The sequence below is a fragment of the Virgibacillus sp. L01 genome (assembly GCF_052246775.1).
Lineage (GTDB): Bacteria > Bacillota > Bacilli > Bacillales > Amphibacillaceae > Lentibacillus.
On sequence record NZ_JBQQCP010000002.1, the window covers coordinates 241,033 to 265,188 of the forward strand.

Sequence of the window (24,156 nt, forward strand, 5' to 3'; positions counted from 1 at the left end):
TACGCAATGGAGGAAAGAAGAGTAGTTATAACAGGACTTGGAGCAGTTTCCCCCGTAGGTAATGATGTACAGACAATGTGGGACAATGTTGTCGCAGGGAATTCCGGAATTGATTATATTACTAGACTTAATAAAGATGATTTTCCCGCACATGTAGCGGCAGAAGTGAAGGATTTTGATCCAACCCATTTCATGGAAAAAAAAGATGCAAGAAAGATGGATTTGTTTACTCAATATGCAGTGGCTGCTTCCAAGATGGCAATTGACGACGCAAATCTGACAATTGATGAAAACAATGCCTACCGGGTCGGAGTCTGGATTGGTTCTGGCATTGGTGGAATGGGAACATTAGAGGATCAGCATACGAAGTTTTTGGAAAAAGGATACCGTCGTGTGAGTCCTTTCTTCGTACCAATGATGATTCCTGATATGGCAGCAGGTCAAGTATCTATTCAGTTTGGTGCAAAAGGGATTAACTCATGTACCGTAACAGCATGTGCGTCTGGCGCCAATTCAATTGGTGACGCGTTTAAGGCTATTGAACGTGGGGATGCTGATTGTATTATTGCAGGCGGAACCGAAGCACCAATAACGAATATGGCTTTTGCAGGGTTCTCATCTGCAAAAGCACTATCAACAAATGAAGATCCAAAGAAAGCGAGTCGTCCATTTGATCTGGAACGTGATGGATTTGTTATGGGTGAAGGAGCAGGAATTCTGATTCTAGAAACGCTGGAATCTGCCCAGGAACGAGGTGCACGCATTTACGGTGAAATTGTCGGATATGGTGCAACAGGTGATGCATATCACATTACTGCTCCAGCTGAGAATGGCGAAGGAGCTGCACGTGCCATGCAGCAGGCAATTGAAGACGCAGGCATTACCCCTGCAGATGTCGATTATGTAAATGCCCATGGAACAAGTACACATCTCAACGATAAGTTTGAAACAGTTGCTATCAAAACAGTTTTTGATGAATATGCATCCAAATTGCCTATATCATCGACAAAAGGGATCACAGGACACTTGTTGGGAGCAGCTGGTGGTATTGAATCAGTTATTTCAATAAAATCAATTGCGGACGGTCTAATCCCTGGAACAATGAACTATGAAACGCCAGACCCGGATTGTGATCTTGATTATGTTACCAACGAATCAAGGAAAAAGGATGTCAGCATTGTGATGAGTAATTCACTAGGATTTGGCGGGCATAATGTTTCTTTGCTGTTTAAAAAGTTTAACTAGTTTAAATGAAAGAGACAGGGATATAACTGAAACTTTTCACTTAAAGAGGAATACTAACAGGGTAGGATGTTTATACTATGTAGTTGATATAAAATGCGACATAAAATTTATGGTAATTTCCTCCCATCCTTTATAAAATGAATGCTATGATACCGTTGTCGGAAATACACTTCGCTTTCCGCGGGCAACGCTTCAGCTTCCTCGGAAGCAAAAGCCGCTTCCTGCGGGATCTTCAGCTGTTGCTATTCCCGCTGGAGTCTCCATGTATTTCCTACGCTAGGTGTTGCTCTCACTATATCCTGTAAATTAATCAATGCTTATCGTGACATTGCCTCTTAGCGTCAGAGGGTGCCCGTGACTAAGAAGAAACTGTAAAAACGTCAGATTGAGCAGATGCCGCCTTGGTATCCGGGTCGGTGAAAGTGAGTATTTCCCTGCAGTTAGAATTATAAAGAACTGCGCGTTTCTTGGAGTTGCTAATTTAAATGATAATTTAGATCTTTTTTTAGCTATCACAATAACATTTGTTTATTTTTAGGATTGTAATACACAATCCAGCGCAGGAAATACACGTAGACTTCTGTGGGAGCTGAGGCTCATCAGCCGCCCACGGAAAGCGAAGTGTATTTCCGCAGCGTGTCCTAGACTGAAATTATTTTTCCATAGTACGTCGCATTTTATATCTAATAAGAACCAAAAAATCCGAACTAATTCGAATTCTATTTCAGGAATTTTGAATTGTAGTTCGGATTTTATTTTGACTAAAACACATTTTTGTCGCGCCCTCCTTTTCTGTGGATTTTCCCAGGTAATCTTTGATTCAGCTTGATCTTTTTACTCCTATTCATGTATTTCAATGCCCATGCATAAAATAGAATAAATGTACTGGACAAGCATGGGTGGTGGAAAAGATGGGGACTGTCTTTTTATTTTTAATAGGCTTTGGACTAGCTGTTACTGGCGGGGTAACAACGATAGCATATATGAATTTCCTGCCCTCAGGGATTTCTTGGGCGGATTATTTTATTTTTATAACGGGACGGCTTGAATGTTATTTTTTACCAATTGGCTTCATTTTAATGGCAATCGCGCTTTTCCGATATCCAAACAATATGTAAACTTCTCGCAAATCGAATATTTTTTTGCATGATGGTCATAATGTATTTTAAATGATTTCATTTTAGAAAACATAATGTGCAAAGAAGCGAGGGTTGTATATGTTGTATTTACACGATGTTTGGGTTAACTGGTTTGAAGGTGAAGAAAATGGCTATAGTGTCTGCTATTTTCATGAGTGGCGGAAGGAAGACGGGATAGAGTTGTTAGATCAGGTTCCATTACTATACATATCTGAAGTGCTTTACAACTACATAGAAAATGACATGCATGATTTACCTAAAGGACTTTTAGATATGATCCATAAACGCGCATATGTCCGCAAGGGTCAGGAGAGAACAGTACTTGATTACGCATGTGTCGTTACCGATGGAAAGGATATAATTGCCTTTGATTCAATTGGGTACATGATACCTATTCGCAAAAGCAGATTAATTCCACGTCAGGAGCAGCTAGTGTTCGATATGATCAAAACCACCAAACCAGAGTCGTTTAAATTCGAAGGAGAAATAGTAGAAAAAGAATATCACATGCTTTCAATGGCACCTCAGCTTGTTCATGGATTGACACGTCGAGAAAGACAGCTCAAGCAATTGCTGATGATTGCCCTTGATCAATTAAGAACTGCGAATAATTTAGAGGAACTCCGCTACTGGCTGACTGAATGGGATCCAAAAAAATACCCTTATATCAGATATATGGACGAGGATAAAGTATGGGAAGCACTTTACGAGGGTGTTAAGCAAGGCTGGAGTATTGGACATGAAGAGTTGTGCTGTAAGATGATTAAAGGACAGCCATTTCTGGAAAGAATGTGGGAGCTTGAACAAGCGCCAGAGCAAAATACGTCGAAGCAGAAGTAGAGCTTTATTGGGTTTGCCAAATTCAGGGAGGATATGGCTTAATCGATAAAGTTCGACAAGGAATCAATAAAAATCGACACAGAATCGATAAAGTTAATCTACACAAAATAAGGGTACTCTGATTATAAAAATCGGAGTACCCTTATTTTTTAACGCTTTTTCTTCACGCGCCCTAATCCCATTGCTTTTTTAGCCTTTGCTAATGATTTATTAGCTGTTAATGAAGCTTTTTCTGCCCCTTTATCTAGAATTTCATCCAATGCTTCTGAATCGATTAACTCATTGTAGCGATCCTGAATAGGTTTCAGTACATCCACAACAGCGTTCGCGACGTCCTGCTTGAATTCACCATATCCTTTTCCGGCATAAGCTGATTCGATTGTTTCCGCCGATTTTCCTGTACAGCTTGCCAAAATGGTAATCAGGTTAGAAACGCCAGGTTTATTTTCTTTATCAAATTTAACTATACCCTCTGAATCAGTGATAGCGCTTTTGATTTTTTTCTCAATCTTCTTTGGCTCATCAAGCATGGAAATAAATGCTTTTTCATTTTCATCTGACTTGCTCATTTTACTTGTTGGGTCCTGTAATGACATGATGCGTGCGCCAACTTTAGGTATGTGGACATCAGGTATCGTGAAAATGTCATTGAATTTATTATTGAAACGTTGTGCCAGATTTCGTGTCAGCTCAAGATGCTGCTTTTGATCTTCACCAACAGGGACAATATCTGTATTATATAACAAAATATCCGCAGCCATTAGTGGCGGGTATGTTAGTAATGAAGATGAAACCGTCTCTTTACCTGTTGATTTATCTTTAAACTGTGTCATCCGCTCCAGTTCACCGATATAGCTGATGGACTGCAGCATCCAGCCCAGCTGTGTATGTGCTGGAACCTCCGATTGAATGAACAAGGTTGATTTATCCGAATCAATTCCAGCTGCAAGGTATAAAGCTGCAAGTGAACGAATGTTTTGTCTTAGCTTCAGTCGATCCTGAGGTACGGTTATTGCATGCTCATCCACAATACAAAAGTAGCAATCATGATCCTCCTGAAACTCTACAAATTGTTGTATTGCACCTAAATAATTACCAATCGTTAACGTTCCGCTAGGTTGAATCCCAGAAAATATTGTTTTCATTTTCCACACTCCAGTATATTTTTTCCATTAAAAAAAGCCCATTTATCCCTGTCGAAAAGGGACGAATGAACCGCGGTGCCACCCTGATTATCTCACCATTAATGGTGAAATCACTTTAAAAAGTTTAGCTCGAAAGTCCAATTCCAATTTACCGTGGTACTTGTTCTCACCAGCCACAAGTTCTCTGAAAATCCAGAGGGTAATTGTACTATATCTTTGTCAACACTAAGTTTATTAATTTGCTTTATTATATATGAAAGTAGAGGTGGAAATCAAGTCTCATTGATAAACTGGTATATTTACAGAAAGAAGATGATTATTTTTAGCTAAAGAAGCTATCAAACAATTGGTAGGAGATTACCCAAAAAAGTCCAGGAAGGCGTTTGACAAATTAACAAAATAATTCTAATTATGATAAAATACAAGTATAAATTGAGCACTAATCCTATCTATATAATAAGAAATGTTGAAAGGAAGATTAAGCTTGAAACGTAAAGTTGTGGTTACAGGGACGGGTGTTGTTTCACCACTAGGAAATGATGCAGAAACCCTTTGGGATAACATAAAGAAGGGAAAGTCCGGCATCAAGCAGCTGGAGTCCGAGGAATATGAGGATATTAACACAAAAATTGCAGGTTATATAGATGATTTTCAAGGGGAGAAGTATCTTGAAGCTAAGGAATTAAAACAGTATGATTTGTTCACACAATATGGGTATGCTGCTGCAATGCAGGCATTGGATCAGTCAAAACTAAATTTGGATACAGTGGATAAGGATCGAGTTGGAATTTATATCGGCTCTGGTGCTGGGGGTCTGCAAACTCTATTACAAAATCACAAAACAATGCTGGAAAAAGGGGTGAAACGGGTTTCTCCGTTCTTAATACCAACGTCTATAAATAATATAGCTTCGGGATTAGTTGCGATTAAAACAGGCTTTCGAGGACCAAGCTTTGCAACAGTTTCTGCCTGTGCGACGAGTAATCATGCTATTGGTGAAGCCTACTTAAATATTGCTCATGGATATTCAGATGCAATTTTAGCTGGTGGGGCAGAGGCTACCATTACACCACTTTATTTTGCCGGGTTTTCAAAAATGCGTGCAATGTCAACTAAAAATGATACACCTGAAACGGCTTCTCGTCCATTTGACCTTAACCGTGATGGCTTTGTCATGTCAGAGGGAGCAGGTGTTTTATTTTTGGAAGAATATGAACATGCAAAAAATCGTGGTGCACCTATACTTGGTGAAATTATCGGTTATGGAAGTACAACAGATGCATACCATATTACAGCGCCGGATTCTCAAGGAGCAGCAAAAGCGATGAAGCTGGCAATGGAGCGGGCACAGGTTCAGCTGGAAGATGTAGACTATATTAATGCCCATGGGACAAGTACTCCGGCGGGTGATATTTCTGAGACAAAAGCGATCAAAGATGTTTTTGGGGAACATGCACAACATCTCAAAGTCAGTTCGACGAAATCCATGACAGGTCATTTGTTTGGTGCAGCAGGAGGCATTGAGGCGATAATTACACTGAAAAGTATGGCCGAAAATATTTTTCCGCCGACGATTAACTTGGAAAATCCAGATCAAGAGTGTGACCTGGATTATGTAGGAAATAAAGCTGTGAAAGGTAAGATTACTTTTGCTTTGTCCAATGGTTTTGGATTTGGCGGTCATAATGCTGTTATTGCTTTTAAAAAGGGCTGACTTTTTGCGATATTTTTTTCATAAAAATATGAAGGAGGAGTATGAATGTCTTCAATCACAAATCAAACAACTCTAAGTCAGAGTGTTTCTGAAAGACGAAAGGTATTAGAGGAACGTTTTCCAGTATGGCCACGGGATACAATTGCGAGACACTTTTCAAAAGCATGTAGTCAATATAAAGATAGACCTTATATTTACATAAATAATGAGGAAATTACATATGGAGAAGTTTGGGAAAGGGCTGTTCAATATGCAAAGGCATTTATAAAATTAGGGGTGAAGCGAAGAGATCATTTGGCGATTTTAATGGATAATGATTCCACCTTCCCATCATTGATGATTGCCTCTTCTCTAGTTGGAGCAGTATTTATTCCAATCAATGGGATGCTTACGAAGGATGAATTGAGATATATAATTTCTCAGTCAGACACGCAGTATTTAATTTTAGAGCAAACGATAAAGGATAAACAACATGGTAAAGCGATTTCCGAATTACTGGATGAAGCGGATTTTCAAGAAGATAGTGAATTAGAGCAAGTTATTTGCTTTGAAAATAAAAAACAGCCTACCGTCAAAAATCATTTTCTAACATGGGATGACTTTACCAAAGGATCAGAATCTGTGACAGATGGGCAATTGGAACAAAGGTGGGATGAGTCCCGTTATCCAGACGAGGTTGCTATCATAATGTATACATCCGGTTCTACCGGGAGCCCAAAAGGTGTAATGCTTACAGATGATATGCTTCTTCGCTGCGGATATGGTACGTGTATGAGCAGGGCAATTGAAGATGGACGGGTGACATATGCGCCTCTGCCATTTTATCATTGCTTTGCTATTATTGAAGCGATTTTTGCGATGTCGTTTGTCGGTGGTTCGTTCATATCAGCACTTGGGGCGTCACCTCTTTTATCACTGCAGTTAATGGAGAAATATAAAGCAAACGATTATCTCTGTGTACCCTCCACATTGGTACCATTATTGAATCACTCGCGTGTTTCTGAATTTGATTTATCCAATCTTTTTGCCATGTGGTGTGGTGCAGCACCAGCTCCAGTTCCTGTATGGAAAAAAGCAATAGACGTACTTGGTTTAACCGAAATAATTACTGGATATGGTCAAACAGAGGTGGCTTCATCAGGGGTTACGACGGAAATTGGTGATTCGCTGGAACGCATTTCTTCAAGGGTTGGACGTCCGAAACTCAATGGGGTCAGTGGACTTTCGGAATTTAATGGCAGTGCAGTTCAGTATAAAACGATTGATCGGGATACCGGGAAAGATTTGCCTGCTGGTTCTGTAGGTGAACTTGCAGTTAGAGGGGGGACGGTTACCCATGGCTATTATAAAAAGCAGGAAGAAACGGCAAAGACAATCGATAAAGATGGATGGCTGCGAACAGGGGATGTGGGAAGAATTGACGAAAATGGATATATTCAGGTTCTTGGCAGAAGTAAAGAGATGTACAAGGTATCAGGAGAGCTGGTATCTCCTCGTGAGGTAGAAATAGCAATCTCCCATCATCCAGCAGTCAGTCAGGTAAACGTTATTGGTGTCCCAGATGTTTTAACAACAGAAATAGGTGCTGGTTTTATTGAACTAATAGAGGATGAAACCTGTACACGAAGGGACATTATAGACTGGTGTTCTTCCCGACTTGCCCGTTTTAAAATTCCTCGTCATATTTGGTTTATAGATTCTTCTGAGTGGCCAATGACGAGCACAGGGAAAGTGCAGAAATTCCGTTTAACGGAAATAGCAGAAGAAAAACTATCAAGAAACAAGTGATGAAATTTTCATGACGGGAGGATTAAAAATGGCAGAAGCCTGGCAACGGGAAAAGATGCGTGTCCAGTATAAGGATACGGATCAAATGGGTATCGTACATCATGGCAATTATGTAACCTGGTTTGAAGTTGGCCGTACTGAATGGATGCGTCATTACGGGATTGCTTATAAAAAGATGGAAGTCCTAGGTCTTCTTCTTCCGGTAATAGATGTAAATGTGAATTATAAAAAGTCTGCTCACTTTGACGATTGTATCGCTATTTTTACAAAAATAGCCAACGCTTCTCCAGTGCGTTTGGAGTTTTCATATGAAGCAAGGAAAATTAGTGAAGAAGAATTCAAACGAAGCGAGGAGAAAGAAACAGTTGAACCTTCCGGGGAGCTCCTTGCAAAAGGTTCAACAATGCATATGTGGGTAAATCAGGAGTGGAAACCAGCACGTATCAATAAAGTTACTCCTGAAGTTTATACTGTTCTTCAAAATTTAATATAGTAATTAGAGAGTGAAAAAGAAAGTAAAACGATATTTATAAAATGCAGAAATGACCATTAATTTGATGGTCATTTTTTGGTGTGATCTTTTGAAACAGTAGGTACTTCAATTTTGCTTGCAAGCCATTTTCATATAACTTATCCATATGTTTTATGGGTTCTGAAGTAAACTAGACTTAGTTTCTTATGCTAATGCTTTAATTGTAATTAATGAAAAAGAGTAAAGAATATAACACATGTAAATGATCATATGTAATAATGGCAGCTATTTCCCTGTTCTTGGTAATACTAATAAAACAACAACAATGGCTGAACTACCTAATTAAAATTGAAAGAGGTCTTACTTGATGAGAAATGAACTAATGAAAATGCTGGAAGAACGGGAAGATGAAATGATTGAAATCCGTCGCGATTTACATTAGTATCCTGAACTTTCTTTTGAAGAAGAAAGAACAGTTACCTATATTGCTGATTTTTACAAAGGAAAGGATGTTGAAGTCGAAACGAATGTCGGAAATGGAAATGGAATCATTGTAACAATAAAAGGGAATTGCCAGGCAAAACAATCGGCCAACTTGATATGAGGAAGTTTTTTTTGCAGTAAGAGAGTATAAATACTTTCTTACTGCTGCGTTAAGCTAAGAATTCTAAAATTTATAAGTACCAGCAGCAAGCGGAAACTATTTCTGAAACGATGTCAAGCACGCACTCGAGTATATTTTCCGTACTATTTCACATTTTATTTATATCAGAATGAAAAATAGATCCGAACTAATTTGAATTCTATTTCAAGAATTTTGAATCATAGTTCGGATTTCACTTTGCCTGAAACACTTTTGTCCTTCTTCTGGTTATCGAACTTAAGTACCCATAAACGGATAAGGGGTGTAAGTGTAATCAATCACAAGGTACAACATATAATAAAACGAAATTACTAGTATACAAACAGAGAATGGCAGACAAACTAGTGACCGTAAACCGGACCTTCCTGTTCTTTGTTCAATAAATCTTTTTTCTTCATTGCTCCATTCTTTATATGGATTCTTGGAATACGTTCACCTATAAGACAAGCTGTTTCATAATGAATTGTGTCCATGAGATCAGCCACTTCTCCCATCGGAATAAAGCCTTCAGCAGGATCCCCGAAAATAGTAATCGTGTCATCTACTTCAACATCATCGACCTCAGTAACATCAATCATCGATTGGTCCATACAGATCTTGCCGATAATTGGAGCATGTTTTCCACGGACTGTTACATGACCCCTGTTTGATAGGGAACGCGAAAAACCATCTGCATAACCAATTGGTAGGGTAGCGATGCGACTCTTATTTTTTGTTTTAAACGAAAGACCATAGCTAATAGCATTATTCGCTTCAAGTGTCTTGATATAGACAGGTTTGGTCTTTAGGCTCATTGCTTGCTTTAAGGAAATTTCCTTTTTAAGATGTTCACCCGGATATAAGCCGTATAGACTTATTCCAACACGAACCATGTCCAGGTGCATGCCTGGATAGGCAATTGTGGCTGCGCTGTTGCAACAGTGTTTGATAGGAATTGGCACATGTTGCTCCAAAAATTCGATAATCTGGTTGAACACATTAAATTGTTCTGTGGTATAGGCAGGATCAGGGTTATCCGCATCGGCAAAATGAGTGAAAGCACCTTCAAGAAAGACATATTTGGATTTAAGTACCTCCATCAGTTTAAGTGCTTCTTCTTGATTGTTTATTCCAATTCGGTTCATGCCACTGTCTATTTTAAGATGAACACGTGCTGATTTTTTTAATGACTCTGAGGTTGCTCTTATACTTTGGGCTGCATCTTCAGTGAATACGGTCAAGGTGATATCTAGTTCGACAGCTTTTTTTACAGCTGCCGGTGGTGTGTAGCCGAGTACCAGTATTGGAAAATTATTACCAGCTTTGCGGAGCTGAACAGCTTCATCCAATAGGGCAACTGCCAAATAATCAGCACCTGCGGCAATAGCCTCTTCCGCCACTTCAACTGCTCCATGCCCATAGCCGTCAGCTTTGACAACTGCCATTAGTTTCGTATCGCTGCTGATATGATCTTTAAAAGCCAATACATTGCCTCTAATGTTATCTAGTGATACTTCTGCCCATGTATCTCTGTAGCTTACATGATGCATTATGATCCCTCCCATGATGAATTTTTCTTAGTGTCCTTCTTAACCTATGCTCCTAAGGCCTGGTCACTTATGCAGTATCAAAGTAGTTACACTTTATCTGCTAAAAAAGTATCCTTTCTACTTTAAGTAGAAGGATACTTTATGCTTATTAAGCAAAATTATTTTGTTGTAGTGCAGCTTCTGGTGTTACGTATTCATACCCGAGATCCTGTGCAACTGCTTGATAGGTGATTTTTCCGTTTGCAGTATTTAAGCCGGAAAGTACGGCTGGATTATCCTGAACGGCTTTTGCAATTCCTTTGGAAGCAATCTGCTCAGCATATGGTACGGTAACATTTGTCAATCCAACCGTAGCTGTGCGTGGTACAGATCCAGGAATATTGGCAACCGCATATTGAAGTACATCATGCTTTACATAAATTGGGTCATCATGTGTAGTTGGATGGTCGACTGTTTCAAAGTTACCGCCCTGGTCAATTGCGACATCGACAATGACAGATCCAGGCTGCATTGATTTAACCATTTCTTCAGTTACAAGTTTTGGAGCCTTTCTGCCAGGAATTAATACGGAACCTATAACAAGGTCGGAATCTATTACTGCCTCAGCGATGTTATAAGGATTGGACATAAGTGTTTGAATACTTGACCCGAAAATATCATCCAATTCACGCAGACGCACTGGATTTAAATCAAGAATTGTAACCTCTGCACCAAAGCCAAGGGCGATTTTGGCAGCATTAGTTCCTACAACTCCTCCACCAATAACGGTTACTTTTCCGCGGTTTACTCCTGGTATCCCTCCAAGCAGAATACCTTTTCCGCCTTTAGATTTTTCCAGATACTGCGCCCCAATTTGTGTAGCCATTCGTCCCGCTACTTCACTCATTGGAGTAAGCAAAGGTAATGTGCGGTTAACTGTTATAGATTCATAGGCGATTGCAGTTACTTCGTTATCAACCAATGCTTTTGCCAACCCTGGCTCTGCAGCAAGATGCAGGTATGTGAATAGGATGAGCCCCTTCCGGAAATAGTTGTATTCAGAAGCAAGAGGTTCTTTAACCTTCATAATCATTTCTGCTTCTTCCCAAACGGCGGAAGTATTTTCGATAATTTTCGCTCCAGCCTGCTGGTACTCGTCATCTTTAAAATTGCTTCCCAAACCGGCATCCTTTTCAATATAGACTGTGTGTCCAGCTTTTATTAAATTAGCCGCCCCAGCAGGTGTCATTGCAACACGGTTTTCATTATTTTTAATTTCTTTCGGTACTCCAATAATCATGTTTAACAGCTCCTTCTTATGAGTTTCTTATCCTATCATAGCTGTTTTTTGAAGCGTTTCCATTAGGTGAAATGATGAAATATAAAAGCATGATTTGTGTAAATGCACAAATCATACTTCTTTTAGATTTTCTATAATCAGATCGAGGTAAAGCGTTATTTTTTGATTAGGGTCTTTCAGGTCGATTCCGCTAACCTCCCTAATACGTTTTAACCGGTAGTTCATTGTATTGGGATGGATGAATAATGATTTTGCAGCCTGATATACATTATTATCACATTGCAGGTAGACATCTAGTGTGAGCACAAGGAATGTATGATGTTTTTTATCATAATTTCGAAGTTTTTCAATCTGCCGGTTTTGGTAATTAATTTGTTTCTGGAATTCATATAATCGTTCAATAAACTGATAGACGCCTAATTCCTCATACAGAAAAATACCATTAAGCTTCTCCGGAAACTTTTCTTTCAGTCTTAATACTTCTGTAGCCTGATGATAGGAATCGGTTATATTCTGGGGGACGTGATAGAATAATCCAGCAGAGCCATAGACATTATCTAGTTTTAACTGATTGCTCATTTTCTGAATAAATTGCTGCACAAAGTCACTTATCGTTTGTTTGGGATGCATTTCATCTTTTAATCTGACAAGCATAATAAATTCATTATCATCAAATAATCGGGTAACGACTGAAACTTTTACTTGTGATTCTGAAAGATAGTAGGCATGCTTTTCAATTTGTTCCGTAACTTCATTTGAAAAGTTGATGACGACGATGGCTTTATTACCATCAAGATTGATATTGAACTGCTGGGCCTTACGGAAAATTTCGTCACCATCCTGGAAGTCTCCCCGCAAAAGCTGCCAAAAGAAATCCTTATAACCTTCCTCAGACTTTTGTCGCCGCTGCCGGGTTTGAAGGAAAAACTTTTGAACATATGTTGAAGCTTCCTTAAATAATTGTATTTCTACATCGGATAGTGTTTGATCGGAAGTATGTGCCCAAATAAACCCGAGAATCTCATTGGATTTACGGATTGAGATGGCAACACGGCTTCCAAGACCGATTTTCTTTATTTCCGGAATGATGACAGGATCGTCACTGTCAATTAACCTGGGCATGATACCATTTTTCCATAGCCCATTTATCACTTTATCGGGAACTTTTCGATTCATGATGGTTGAAATTCGTGCTTCATCAATATTTTCTTTATGTTTGCTGTAGGAGATAAGGTGATGATTGGAATCTTCTATTGTGATCGGACACTTGAAAATGTCGGCTATATGGTCGGCCAGATCTTCAGGAGAAACATATACTTTATTTAGGCGGCTTTTCAGTGTATCTGGATGTTTTGTCATTTATATTTCCTCCATCTATTATTTGAGTAAATAAACAAATAGCTACATTCTTATTTTAGTATATACTCAAACAGATTTCACGCGCGAAAGTGAAGTTGAAGCTGTCGAAAGTGTTCTCATGAAAGAAATGAGAGCGCGAAAGTGACGATGAAGCTGTCGAAAGTGTCGTCATGAAAGAGATGAGAGCGCGAAAGTGACGATGAAGCTGTCGAAAGTGTCCTCATGGAGGAAATGAGAGCGCGAAGGTGACGATGAAGCTGTCGAAAGTGTCGTCATGAAAGAGATGAGAGCGCGAAGGTGACGATGAAGCTGTCGAAAGTGTCGTCATGAAAGAGATGAGAGCCCGAAAGTGACGATGAAGCTGTCGAAAGTGTTCTCATGAAAGAAATGAGAGCGCAAAACTGGTGTGAAACCAGCAAAAAGTCCTTCATCAAGTGATGAAGGACTAAAGTCATTTAATATTTTACTCGTAGTAAGTCCATTGATGAACTCCGACAACATGAAAATTAGTTGCCAGTATTTTTCGAATAGTCCTTTTCGTTGCACTACTTGGCACCAAACATGAATGGTATTGGTAGTAATCTTCTCATTAGGGAATAGAATCTTAAACTCTTTAACAATTCTTAATACAGCGCTTGTAATCGGTTCTCTGTAGCCACATTCGTGACAAACACATTTCTTTTTCATTACAGATACGGAAAGTGAATCACATTTAGCACAGGTAATCCCTTTTTTTAGTTGGTCATAATCGTAGGGAGGTATTTGTTTAAATGGAGAATCGGTGTTGTTCAATGACAATAATTGTTCTGCAAGTTTTTTATGATTTTCCGTTAATTTTGAAGGTATTGCATTTAAATTTTCCATGTATTGACTAATTTGAGTTGGAAAAATAATTGGTTTATCTAGAGGTGCTTGGTATAAGGTGAATTTGGGATTGATAAAAACAACGGAAGCATCAATTTGGAGTTTGAATCCGAGGCTGAGAAGTAACTGACGTAGTAAGGATTCGCTTCTACTCAATTGGTGAAATGGATTAATAACTTCTAAGTTGGGTTTCTTGAATAGCTTATCATGCTCGTAATAATAATCGCCTTCATAGTTTTTCACTTCGAAAAAATAGATCTTACCTGCCACTATAATGAGGGTGTCAATTTGGAACGTGGTATTATTTACTACTAGTAACAAATCGTTTAATATTAAGCATTCACACTGCAATTTTTCTGTTAAGTTATCAAATAGTACCTCTCCTTGATAGCCTTTCTTTAGATTAAAATAGTGATGCTTATCCTTGTTATCTAAGTTCTTTCGTTTGTTTAATAATTCTAAGATTATTAATGCATTCGATATAGTACGCGATTTATAGGGCATATTCCACCTCCACTTATTTATAGAATCTAGTTTTATTATACTATATTAGAATATAGAAATGGAATAAAAAAGGAGCATGAAGCTATTGTACTAATGATTGACATGAAGCATGTATTAAAAGTACAATATGAACATATACTGATATACACATATATTAAAAACGGAATTGAAACGGAAGGCGGGGGAATTATAATGGAGGATAATAAAGAAGCAGAAGAAAACGAAATTAGTAAAGATCTGGATGAAGAAACATTGTTTGTGGTGTCTCAAACTTTCAAGGCATTAGGGGATCCAACAAGAATTCGGATTCTTCATTTACTCTTTAATAAAGAATACTCCGTAAATGAGATTGCAGAAACGTTGCACCTTAGACAATCTACTGTTTCACATCAATTACGCTTCCTGAAAAATTTACGACTAGTTAAATATCGCAGAGCAGGTACGACGTTATTTTATTCTCATGATGATGAACATGTAATGAATATGTTAAAACAAACGTTAGATCACGCTTGCCATCATTAAAATTACACATTTAATATGAGCAAGTTTTCCATAGGAGGTATTACAGAATGGGGCACGATCATGACCATACACATGGTGCAAATAAAAAAGCTTTAATGATCAGTTTTATAGTAATAACGGGCTATATGATTATTGAAGCAATAGGAGGTTTCCTTACTAATAGTCTTGCATTGTTATCGGATGCAGGTCATATGTTGAGCGACTCCGTGTCACTAGGAGTTGGACTTTTAGCCTTTAAATTTGGAGAAAAAGTAGCTAATTACAGTAAAACATATGGATATAAGCGATTTGAAATATTAGCTGCTGTATTTAATGGAGTCACACTCATACTTATTTCAATTTATATTTTTTACGAGGCTTACAAAAGATTTACAGAACCACCTGTAGTTGCGACGACCGGAATGTTAATTGTTGCTTCTATTGGTCTGTTGGTTAATATTTTTGTGGCATGGATATTACTGCGCGGTGATACAGAAGAAAATTTAAATTTACGTGCTGCTTTTCTTCATGTATTAGGTGACTTATTAGGTTCCGTCGGTGCAATTGTTGCTGCATTGCTCATTATATTTTTCAATTGGGGATGGGCCGACCCACTAGCAAGTGTTATTGTTGCAGTTTTAGTGCTGGTTAGTGGATGGAGAGTTACAAAAGATGCTATTCACGTGTTAATGGAAGGAACACCAAAGAACGTAGATTTAGATGACATAATTAATACGATGGAAAACGCTGAAGGCATTAAAAGCATACATGACCTGCATGTATGGAGTATTACAAGTGGTCAAAATGCACTTTCTTGTCACGCAGTTGTAGATGGAGACTTATCTGTTCATGAAAGTCAAAAACTATTACGAACAATCGAACACGATCTGGAACATAAAGGTGTTGGGCATGTAACGATTCAAATGGAAAATAATGAACATCCGCATGAAGATTCGCTGATGTGTCAGAGCGATCATGAACAAGCAGTTAACCAGCATGATCATTGATTGTTATAACGAGGAATGTAGTAGTAAGAAAATGGCTTGGAAGAACAAGCCATTTTTTTACGTTGATATACGGCATAACTCCTTGTATGTGAAATTGTTGCCGGGGAGTGAACTTGTTATTGATAGCCATGGAATTATTAAACAAATTAACTGGTTCTATTCATCTGTTTCACACCGTAAACTTTATAAAGAAATTTTTTTGAAAATGAACAAAGGATATATACACCATCTGCAAGTAAATTGCAAGCGAAATCAAGCGAATTTTTTCGACAAATTTTATAATATTGTATTCTAAATTATCTCGTTATCCGTTATAATATAATTAAAATGGGAATGGGAGATTGATAGAAAATGGAGAAGAAAAACATCATGATAATGGCAACAATAAGTATTATTCTCCTACTTGGTATTGCAATTCCAATGACTTTACATACAAGCAGTGGCGAGGAAATCTATAAAGCCAATCCACATATGGAACGACAGACAAGCATAACCCCAATTGACACGAGCAAAAAATTGCAGCGTTTCACATATGATGCTGGAGTAGATTTTGAATATCCGGATGCTGTTCGGGGTATTTATGTTACAGGACCATCTGCTGGGGGAAGCAGATTTGAAAAACTTAGTAATCTAGTAGAAAAGTCAGATCTGAATGCAATGGTAATTGATATAAAAGAGGATCACGGGAATTTGACATTTAAGCCAAAAGAAGGCTCACCATATGAGGATATAGGCATTAATTATATTGATGACCCGAGAAAATTGATTAAAGTCCTCGAAGAAAAAGGGATTTATCCAATTGCGAGAGTAGTTGTTTTTAAAGATTCCGTGTTAGCAAATAAACGTCCTGAATTATCCTTTACTAAAAATGGAAAAGTCTGGACTAATAATAAAGGGGAAGCTTTTGTTAATCCATTTCAAAAGGAAGTATGGGAATACAACTTAGAAATTGCCAAGAAAGCAGCAGAGCTTGGTTTTCAGGAAATTCAATTTGATTATGTGCGTTTTCCGGAAGGATTTGAAAATTACGATAGTGAGTTGAGTTATAGCCAAGGCGATTACAAAGATGATAAAACGAACAATGTTAAACGGCGTGTGAAGGCAGTAACTGACTTTGTTTCATATGCAAAGGAAGAATTGGAATATTATGATGTAGATGTCGCAGTCGATATATTTGGTTATGCTGCTACAATTCTAGAAGCACCAGGTATTGGACAGAACTTTACGAAGATATCAAATAACGTGGATGTTATCTCTTCTATGATTTATCCAAGTCATTGGACGTCTTATTTTGATATTCCTGTGCCAGATAAGGAGCCATATAAATTGGTGACGGAATATGCCAAAGTTGAGAATAAAGTGTTGGGAAAATTGGAAGAACCACCAACCTCCAGACCATGGATTCAGGATTTTGAAGCCCCATGGCTATATAATGGTGCTACTAAACAATACGGGAAAGCCGAAGTTGAAGCGCAAATAAGGGCATTGCAGGAAAATGGAATTAATGAATTTCTAATTTGGAATGCAGGAAATTCTTACACTGACAATGTTGACTATACACCGCTCAACTAAGAAAAAAGTATATAAACATAGGTGATGATCATGAAAAAACCGGACTCTCTTAATGAATAGAGCCCGGTTTTTTTACGTATAATAAGCTTCAAAATCAAATTTGAGGAAATAACTGGCTATCTCTAAAAAATAAAAGGATAATGGACTCTGTAGCAGATAAGTTATGGATTTACCCATTATTTGTTATTCATAAGCCATATTCACTATCACAATCGATTTAACAAAGGCAGGCTCATTCGTTATAATGTAAAAGACTACTAAAGATTAAGGAGTAGATCTATGAATTGGTATCAAAAGTTAAATAAATATTTCCCGGTTGAGGAAATGAAATCCAAAGAGCATATGGATATGCTTTTAAAGGAAAAAGGCGATGTTTACTATAAAGATGAGAGTGACGATCACGTCTTAATGTTTGCTGAGTTTAATTCATTTTTATTTATTGATTATGTATGGGTCTCAGCTAATGCAAGAGGTAAAGGAACTGGACATAAGCTGATAGAAAAGCTTAAAGAAAAAGATAAGCCAATTATTCTGGAAGTGGAACCAGTTGATTACGATGACACAGATACAGCCAAGAGACTTCATTTTTATAAGCGGGAAGGTTTTTCCCACGCGCAATCCATTGGCTACAATCGCCGATCATTAGCTACAAATGAGGATACTCCTATGGAAATCCTTTATTGGTCTCCAACTGATGATTCCGAAGAAGTTATTTATGAAAAAATGAAGAAAATGTATGAAGATATTCATACATATAAAGACGAAGAAATATATGGTCAAGCATATCAACCGGTTGATGAAGTACTCAGCTACGATGAAGAACGTGGGTCTGATAATATATTTGAGAATCTAAAAGAAAAAGCATAAACAGGTATTAGCCTCTTGCTGCTTAACAGCTAGAGGCTAATTTTTTCAGTAGTAAGGAAACTACAGATGTTGCACTAAGTGTAAGGGTAGTGAGATTGCACCTTTTAGTAGTTAAGAAACTACCATGGCTGCTGAATGTGCAGCCACCATCTGTAACGAAAATTATTTTTCAAATAGCAAATTTGAGGGGAGGACACCAAGGACCTTATTTTACACAAATACAGTCAAATAACCATGATATATGTATAATAAGGGCTTCTGTGTCCGGATAACTTCGAGAAAGTTACTTTCATATAGAAATAGCGTCTCCTGTGTCCGCTAAAAATAAGTTATAGAGGTATTTTTATACAAAAGTATAAAACCTTTCGTACTGAATAAGTGGAAAAAGGAATTCGACATTAAGGTTTGGCGATAAGCCTAGTTTTCTAAAAATCCCTTAACAATCATCCAAGTTTCTCAGCTTTTTTCAATTAAAAGGTTTAATTAAAAATGGTTTGGGGTATGTTAAAACTAAATGAGAACATTTCATGAACATTTAGCAATATAGCAGATTTTCTGGGAAACACCCTACCTTTTGTTTGACAAATGTAGTATAATTATACATATAGGTTATTTAAACTTATTTTAATCTAATAAGTTATTCAAATGTTTATGAAATGACCATACACACTTTTAAGATTGAGGAGTGAAGTTTCATGGTAACACTTTATACCTCACCAAGTTGTACATCTTGCAGAAAAGCAAAAGCATGGTTAGAAGAACATGATATACCTTTCACAGAACGTAATATATTTTCCGAACCATTATCGCTGGATGAGATAAAGGAAATATTACGTATGACTGAAGATGGTACAGACGAGATTATCTCAACACGATCAAAAGTCTTTCAAAAATTGGACGTCAATATTGATCAGCTGCCGATGAAAGATTTATTTAATCTGATCCAAAAAAATCCTGGATTATTACGTCGGCCAATTATTCTTGATGAGAAACGTTTGCAAGTTGGGTATAACGAAGATGAGATTCGCAGGTTCCTGCCAAGAACGGTTAGGACTTTTCAATTACGTGAAGCTCAACGATTAGTAAACTAATTTACTTGTCGATGTAATACATTCACTAACAAAAACGCAGATCCTGAAGTCAGAGGTCTGCGTTTTTTTTTCATAAAAAGCTAGTGACAAATCGAGTGAAATAGGTTAAAATATGAAATTAATTATCAATTTATAGGCATATGAATTTTCAATTTGTATAAGATGTCATACAATAATAATATAGATTAAAGAATGGTTAATAACGTGTAAAAAAGGGAACACGAATAATAAATAAATATTAAAGGTGAAGTAGTCTCTTCCACCATTACTATTGACCGTGAAGTCAAGCTTTTTCTAATAGAAGGGAGAGAAATAAGATGGAAATAGAACGTATAAATGAGAATACGGTAAAATTCTATATTACCTATATCGATATAGAAGATCGTGGATTTGAACGTGAGGAAATTTGGTATAATCGCGAACGTAGTGAACAATTATTCTGGCAAATGATGGATGAAGTTAATTATAAAGAAGACTTTAATGTCGAAGGTCCATTGTGGATTCAGGTGCAAGCCTTGGATAAGGGTCTTGAAATTGTTGTGACGAAAGCACAGGTATCCAAAAATGGTGAGAATATCGAGCTTCCAACTGAGAATGGTAAGACAATCGATATTTCAGTTGATGATAAAATTGAGGATATGCTGGATGACAAGTTTGGTGATAATGATGAAAAATCATCCAAGTCTAAAAAAGAAGAGGACGAAGATGGAAATCTGTCGCTAAATGTAATGTTTAATGATTTTGAAGATGTTATTCAGTTAAGTCATTATTTCCAAGATAACACAGATAAAATAGAAGATACCCTCTTCCATTACAACGATAAATATTATCTGTATATAGAATTCCCTCAAGACGAGGAAGTTAAAGATGATCAGCAAGAAGACATGATTAGTCAGGTATTTGAATTTGCAAATGACACGGAAGTAACCATTCATTTTCTGGAAGAATACGGGAAACAAATATTTTCAGATAATACGTTTGAACAAGTACGTTCCCATTTTCCAGCTACTATTGGACGCTCTTAATAGAGTGTCTTTTTTTATTGTATAGGAAATTATAAAATACTGTGGATAACTGGACTTCCGAATCAGCGACGTCGAACTCCGACGTACAGGACGTACTAGTGCCGGTGACGCACAGGTCGTGGCGTTCTCACCGGCCAGCCCTAGCGCCTAGCGGACTTCCCTCCCCATGTCTGCGATAAGAAATAAAGGATGTTCGACTAAAACCACCACTTTCTGTGGCGACGTCGACCTACCCGCGATGCGCGGGCACAGTCCATACGGCGCTGAACAGGCGCTTGCGCTTTTGTTCTGGCAGTTAAGAAATAAACCCTTTCTTACTGCATAAGTGCAACTAGGGCTTATCTGTATTAGAAATTGGCGATACGTTCAGTAAACGTGAAATTGCAGTTTGTTTCTATCTTAAAAAAAGAGCCTATTTTATTAAAGGGTTTTGTCACTCTCTGTCGAATAATTAAAGATGGAGGTGTCGTTCTAATGCTTCAGGCTAAAACCAAATATGGAACTTTTGTAACGCCAGCAGCCTTAACAAAGCAAGAAATTTCAATACTAAAAGAACGGGAGGAATTTACCTGTCCAACCTGTAATGAGCCATTAATTTTAAAAGCTGGTACGCAAATGATTCCGCATTTTGCTCATCGTTCTAATAGCAGCTGTCCTTCGAGTGAGGGTGGGGAAGGGCCGTATCATGAAAAGGGGAAACTGTTATTATACCAATGGCTTAAGCATCAACAGCTTACTGTCCAATTAGAGGCATATATACCTGAGATTAAGCAGCGGCCGGATATTTTGATTACCATTAACAACAAACTCGTAGCAATTGAGTATCAATGTGCACGAATTCCTGCATATCAAGTCCGTGAGCGCAATGAAGGATATCTTAGTGCAGGTATAACACCGATTTGGATCCTGGGTGCGAATCGCCTCACACAAAGTAACCGGAGTTACTTAAAAATTGATCAATTCCTATCTCAATTTATTCACCAATTTTCTGCCGCATTACCTCTCATGTTATTCTTCTTTTGTCCCAATAGTCTTCAGTTCATTACATTTCAGGATATCTACTTTTCAAAAACACAAACGGCAATCGGCAAATTTCATACGAAAAAATTAAATCAAATGACATTTAAAGAACTATTTAAAGCCCATTCTTTTTCTAAAAATGATTTGCTGCAATCCTGGAAGTGGGAAAAACGTTCTTTTCGATTAAAGGCGACAAACCGTTTATATGGCAGGGAGTTGAAATGGTATCAATGGCTTTATCTCAAACGGACACACAAGGAGTTCCTTCCATCAGTAATCCACTTGCCAATTAACTCACAATTTATGATGAAAACACCACCATGGGACTGGCAAAGCAGGCTTTGTCTTGAAGTCATAGATTCCCTCCCAATAGACAGCCGTATTTCACTTAAATCATGTCAGCATCTACTTCGCCGTCATATCCATCATCCGAAAGAATTCCCCTTAATCAAGCAAACGGATAACCCGGTCTATCAATACCTTCAGTTCCTGGAACAGTTAGATGTAATCCAGCAAGTTTCTCCTAATTATTTTACCAAAAAAAATTCCATCCAATTTTATAAAAATATTGAGGATGCCCTTGCTGGTGATGAGAAGCTATTAAATTTGCTGATCGCAAACAAAATACGGGCATGATTACCAATTATTTCGTTATACTAATGAAATGAAGGACTTTTTTCATTTAATCTAGAAATAGTAAGGAAAGAGGACAAAGGAGGAAACCATAGTGGCAAAAGCAACAAAGGAATTACCAAAAAGAAGTGAAATACCAGAAGAAAAAACGTGGAAGCTGGAAGATATTTTTAAAACAGATGACGCATGGGAGAAAGAATTGCAATCATTGAAGGATGATATCCCATCAATTGAAAAATTTCAAGGTGAAATTACGGAATCGGCACAAAATCTGTATGATGTATTAAAACTGCAGGATCAACTGTCAGAACGACTAGGTAAGCTGTTTACATATGCACATATGCGCTCTGATCAGGATACAACCAACTCCAAATATCAGGAGATGAATTCAAAGGCTGAAAATCTGCTAACAATTGCATCAAGTTCCATGAGTTATATTGTTCCAGAAATCCTGTCTACGGACGAAGAAAAACTGCAAAGCTTTGTTAAAGAAAAGGAAGAATTAAAGTTATATGAAAAAACGCTCGATGAGATTTCACGTCAGCGCCCACATGTATTAAGTGAAAAAGAGGAGGCGTTACTGGCAGAAGCATCAGAGCCAATGTCCACCGCTGATAATACCTTTGGCATGCTTAATAATGCAGATTTAACTTTCCCTACAATTAAAAATGAAGATGGGGAAGAAATTGATTTGACCCATGGACGTTATATCGGGTTTCTAGAGTCTAAAGATCGCAGTGTACGTGAAGCTGCATTTAAAGCAATGTACGAAACGTACGGCAAGTTTAAAAATACATTTTCCGCTACATTAACTGGTACGGTTAAAACAGATAATTTTAATGCAAAGGTACGTAATTATGATTCCGCACGGCACGCAGCTCTGGATGGTAATAATATTCCTGAGCAGGTGTATGATAATCTGGTTGAGGCAGTTAATGACAAATTGCCATTGTTGCACCGCTATGCCGAATTACGTAAGAAAGTACTCGGACTCGAAGCGTTACACATGTATGATATGTACACACCACTTGTAAAAGATGTCGATATGACGATTCCTTATGAAAAAGCCCAGGAATATGTGATTGACAGCTTTGCTCCCCTTGGTGAGGATTATGTGAGTAAAGTGAAAGAAGGCTTTGAGAATCGCTGGATCGACGTTGAAGAAAATAAAGGAAAACGAAGCGGAGCATATTCGTCAGGTGCATATGGAACAAATCCATACGTATTGCTTAATTGGCAGGGAAAGGTGAATGATTTATTTACCTTAGCACATGAGCTTGGACATTCATTACACAGCTATTACACGCATGAATCGCAGCCATTTCGGTATGGCAACTATTCGATTTTTGTAGCAGAAGTTGCATCAACATGTAATGAAGCACTGCTCAATGATTATATGTTAAACCATGTGGACGACAAGAAACAAAAGCTTTATCTGCTAAATCACTTTCTGGAAGGATTTCGCGGGACTGTTTTCCGTCAAACAATGTTTGCTGAATTCGAGCATGATATTCATAAACGCATGCAAGAGGGTGAGGCCTTAACTGCTGAGAAACTGACGGAAATTTACTATAATCTGAATAAAAAATACTTTGGGGATGACGTTGTTTCAGATGAGGAGATTGGCCTGGAATGGGCGAGAATTCCGCATTTTTACATGAATTATTATGTCTACCAGTATGCGACTGGATATTCTGCAGCAACTGCACTTTCCACCCAAATTTTAAATGGGGAAGAAGGAGCAGTTGATCGTTATCTTGACTTCCTGAAAGCGGGAAGCAGTGATTATCCAATTGAAGTACTGAAGAAAGCAGGCGTAGACATGACATCGAAAGAGCCGATATTGGCAGCAATTGATGTGTTTGAAGAAAAGCTTAACGAAATGGAAGAACTGTTATTGGGATAATAAAAAGGGCTGT

19 protein-coding genes, 1 pseudogene and 1 other annotated feature are annotated in these 24,156 nt (G+C 37.8%); of the genes and pseudogenes, 15 read left to right on the top strand and 5 right to left on the bottom strand.

Annotated features, from left to right (window positions below; genetic code table 11):
- The first annotated feature begins 6 nt into the window (after window positions 1-6).
- The 3 genes from fabF (ACTWQM_RS06305) (at window position 7) to ACTWQM_RS06315 (ending at window position 3,224) form a co-directional block, all read left to right on the top strand.
- Window positions 7-1,245 (top strand): beta-ketoacyl-ACP synthase II, encoded by a 1,239-nt coding sequence (gene fabF, locus ACTWQM_RS06305; RefSeq protein WP_443257333.1) that lies wholly within the window; start codon window positions 7-9, stop codon window positions 1,243-1,245.
- A gap of 911 nt (window positions 1,246-2,156) precedes the next feature.
- Window positions 2,157-2,363, top strand: coding sequence for a hypothetical protein (locus tag ACTWQM_RS06310; RefSeq protein ID WP_443257334.1), 207 nt, complete (start codon window positions 2,157-2,159; stop codon window positions 2,361-2,363).
- 99 nt (window positions 2,364-2,462) lie between these two features.
- Window positions 2,463-3,224 (top strand): YjbA family protein, encoded by a 762-nt coding sequence (locus ACTWQM_RS06315; RefSeq protein WP_443257335.1) that lies wholly within the window; start codon window positions 2,463-2,465, stop codon window positions 3,222-3,224.
- A 149-nt stretch (window positions 3,225-3,373) separates the two neighbouring features.
- Here the strand turns inward: ACTWQM_RS06315 and trpS are convergent, their stop codons facing one another.
- Entirely contained in the window at window positions 3,374-4,369 is a 996-nt protein-coding gene (trpS, locus tag ACTWQM_RS06320; RefSeq protein WP_443257336.1) for a tryptophan--tRNA ligase, read from the bottom strand.
- A 54-nt stretch (window positions 4,370-4,423) separates the two neighbouring features.
- Window positions 4,424-4,601, bottom strand: a binding site (T-box leader).
- 252 nt (window positions 4,602-4,853) lie between these two features.
- Here trpS and fabF (ACTWQM_RS06325) point away from each other — a divergent pair.
- The 4 genes and pseudogenes from fabF (ACTWQM_RS06325) to ACTWQM_RS06340 form a co-directional block, all read left to right on the top strand.
- Window positions 4,854-6,083, top strand: coding sequence for a beta-ketoacyl-ACP synthase II (fabF, locus tag ACTWQM_RS06325; protein WP_443257337.1), 1,230 nt, complete (start codon window positions 4,854-4,856; stop codon window positions 6,081-6,083).
- 45 nt (window positions 6,084-6,128) lie between these two features.
- Window positions 6,129-7,871 (top strand): class I adenylate-forming enzyme family protein, encoded by a 1,743-nt coding sequence (locus ACTWQM_RS06330; protein WP_443257338.1) that lies wholly within the window; start codon window positions 6,129-6,131, stop codon window positions 7,869-7,871.
- A 28-nt stretch (window positions 7,872-7,899) separates the two neighbouring features.
- The gene (locus tag ACTWQM_RS06335; RefSeq protein WP_443257339.1) at window positions 7,900-8,364 is read left to right on the top strand and encodes an acyl-CoA thioesterase; all 465 of its coding nucleotides are present in this window, start codon (window positions 7,900-7,902) and stop codon (window positions 8,362-8,364) included.
- 346 nt (window positions 8,365-8,710) lie between these two features.
- Window positions 8,711-8,931: pseudogene (locus ACTWQM_RS06340) on the top strand (amidohydrolase); the annotation flags it as partial.
- A gap of 396 nt (window positions 8,932-9,327) precedes the next feature.
- On the opposite strand, the gene alr reads toward ACTWQM_RS06340, so the two are convergent.
- The 4 genes from alr to ACTWQM_RS06360 all read right to left on the bottom strand — a co-directional run bounded on the left by alr (window position 9,328) and on the right by ACTWQM_RS06360 (window position 14,521).
- Entirely contained in the window at window positions 9,328-10,515 is a 1,188-nt protein-coding gene (gene alr, locus ACTWQM_RS06345; RefSeq protein WP_443257340.1) for an alanine racemase, read from the bottom strand.
- Window positions 10,516-10,663: 148 nt separating this feature from the next.
- Window positions 10,664-11,794 (bottom strand): alanine dehydrogenase, encoded by a 1,131-nt coding sequence (gene ald / locus ACTWQM_RS06350; protein ID WP_443257341.1) that lies wholly within the window; start codon window positions 11,792-11,794, stop codon window positions 10,664-10,666.
- A 111-nt stretch (window positions 11,795-11,905) separates the two neighbouring features.
- Window positions 11,906-13,153, bottom strand: coding sequence for a PucR family transcriptional regulator (locus ACTWQM_RS06355; protein ID WP_443257342.1), 1,248 nt, complete (start codon window positions 13,151-13,153; stop codon window positions 11,906-11,908).
- Window positions 13,154-13,477: 324 nt separating this feature from the next.
- Window positions 13,478-14,521, bottom strand: coding sequence for an NERD domain-containing protein (locus ACTWQM_RS06360; protein WP_443257343.1), 1,044 nt, complete (start codon window positions 14,519-14,521; stop codon window positions 13,478-13,480).
- A gap of 192 nt (window positions 14,522-14,713) precedes the next feature.
- Here ACTWQM_RS06360 and ACTWQM_RS06365 point away from each other — a divergent pair, with 192 nt between their 5' ends.
- The 8 genes from ACTWQM_RS06365 (at window position 14,714) to pepF (ending at window position 24,143) form a co-directional block, all read left to right on the top strand.
- The gene (locus ACTWQM_RS06365; RefSeq protein ID WP_443257480.1) at window positions 14,714-15,043 is read left to right on the top strand and encodes an ArsR/SmtB family transcription factor; all 330 of its coding nucleotides are present in this window, start codon (window positions 14,714-14,716) and stop codon (window positions 15,041-15,043) included.
- Window positions 15,044-15,090: 47 nt separating this feature from the next.
- Entirely contained in the window at window positions 15,091-16,029 is a 939-nt protein-coding gene (locus ACTWQM_RS06370; protein WP_443257344.1) for a cation diffusion facilitator family transporter, read from the top strand.
- 351 nt (window positions 16,030-16,380) lie between these two features.
- Window positions 16,381-17,601, top strand: a complete 1,221-nt coding sequence (locus ACTWQM_RS06375) for a putative glycoside hydrolase (RefSeq protein WP_443257345.1) — start codon at window positions 16,381-16,383, stop codon at window positions 17,599-17,601.
- A 279-nt stretch (window positions 17,602-17,880) separates the two neighbouring features.
- Window positions 17,881-18,468 carry a GNAT family N-acetyltransferase gene (locus ACTWQM_RS06380; RefSeq protein WP_443257346.1) on the top strand — a complete coding sequence of 196 codons (588 nt, stop codon included), beginning with the start codon at window positions 17,881-17,883 and terminating at the stop codon, window positions 18,466-18,468.
- Between the two features lie 695 nt (window positions 18,469-19,163).
- Complete coding sequence (gene spxA, locus ACTWQM_RS06385; protein ID WP_092493689.1) at window positions 19,164-19,559, top strand: transcriptional regulator SpxA; 396 nt, start codon at window positions 19,164-19,166, stop codon at window positions 19,557-19,559.
- A 317-nt stretch (window positions 19,560-19,876) separates the two neighbouring features.
- Window positions 19,877-20,584: an adaptor protein MecA gene (gene mecA / locus ACTWQM_RS06390; RefSeq protein ID WP_443257347.1), complete on the top strand. Its 708-nt coding sequence runs from the start codon at window positions 19,877-19,879 to the stop codon at window positions 20,582-20,584.
- Between the two features lie 474 nt (window positions 20,585-21,058).
- Complete coding sequence (locus tag ACTWQM_RS06395) at window positions 21,059-22,240, top strand: competence protein CoiA (protein WP_443257348.1); 1,182 nt, start codon at window positions 21,059-21,061, stop codon at window positions 22,238-22,240.
- 91 nt (window positions 22,241-22,331) lie between these two features.
- Entirely contained in the window at window positions 22,332-24,143 is a 1,812-nt protein-coding gene (pepF, locus tag ACTWQM_RS06400) for an oligoendopeptidase F (protein ID WP_443257349.1), read from the top strand.
- Window positions 24,144-24,156: the final 13 nt, after the last annotated feature.

Coding starts and splice junctions, on each gene's coding strand:
- ACTWQM_RS06315 (WP_443257335.1), top strand. CDS start 2,463: ATGTTGTATTTACACGATGTTTGGGTTAACTGGTTTGAAGGTGAAGAA.
- ACTWQM_RS06380 (WP_443257346.1), top strand. CDS start 17,881: ATGAATTGGTATCAAAAGTTAAATAAATATTTCCCGGTTGAGGAAATG.
- ACTWQM_RS06365 (WP_443257480.1), top strand. CDS start 14,714: ATGGAGGATAATAAAGAAGCAGAAGAAAACGAAATTAGTAAAGATCTG.
- ACTWQM_RS06395 (WP_443257348.1), top strand. CDS start 21,059: ATGCTTCAGGCTAAAACCAAATATGGAACTTTTGTAACGCCAGCAGCC.
- ACTWQM_RS06360 (WP_443257343.1), bottom strand. CDS start 14,521: ATGCCCTATAAATCGCGTACTATATCGAATGCATTAATAATCTTAGAA.
- ACTWQM_RS06370 (WP_443257344.1), top strand. CDS start 15,091: ATGGGGCACGATCATGACCATACACATGGTGCAAATAAAAAAGCTTTA.
- ACTWQM_RS06355 (WP_443257342.1), bottom strand. CDS start 13,153: ATGACAAAACATCCAGATACACTGAAAAGCCGCCTAAATAAAGTATAT.
- trpS (WP_443257336.1), bottom strand. CDS start 4,369: ATGAAAACAATATTTTCTGGGATTCAACCTAGCGGAACGTTAACGATT.
- ACTWQM_RS06375 (WP_443257345.1), top strand. CDS start 16,381: ATGGAGAAGAAAAACATCATGATAATGGCAACAATAAGTATTATTCTC.
- ACTWQM_RS06330 (WP_443257338.1), top strand. CDS start 6,129: ATGTCTTCAATCACAAATCAAACAACTCTAAGTCAGAGTGTTTCTGAA.
- alr (WP_443257340.1), bottom strand. CDS start 10,515: ATGCATCATGTAAGCTACAGAGATACATGGGCAGAAGTATCACTAGAT.
- fabF (WP_443257333.1), top strand. CDS start 7: ATGGAGGAAAGAAGAGTAGTTATAACAGGACTTGGAGCAGTTTCCCCC.
- spxA (WP_092493689.1), top strand. CDS start 19,164: ATGGTAACACTTTATACCTCACCAAGTTGTACATCTTGCAGAAAAGCA.
- ACTWQM_RS06310 (WP_443257334.1), top strand. CDS start 2,157: ATGGGGACTGTCTTTTTATTTTTAATAGGCTTTGGACTAGCTGTTACT.
- ACTWQM_RS06335 (WP_443257339.1), top strand. CDS start 7,900: ATGGCAGAAGCCTGGCAACGGGAAAAGATGCGTGTCCAGTATAAGGAT.
- ald (WP_443257341.1), bottom strand. CDS start 11,794: ATGATTATTGGAGTACCGAAAGAAATTAAAAATAATGAAAACCGTGTT.
- mecA (WP_443257347.1), top strand. CDS start 19,877: ATGGAAATAGAACGTATAAATGAGAATACGGTAAAATTCTATATTACC.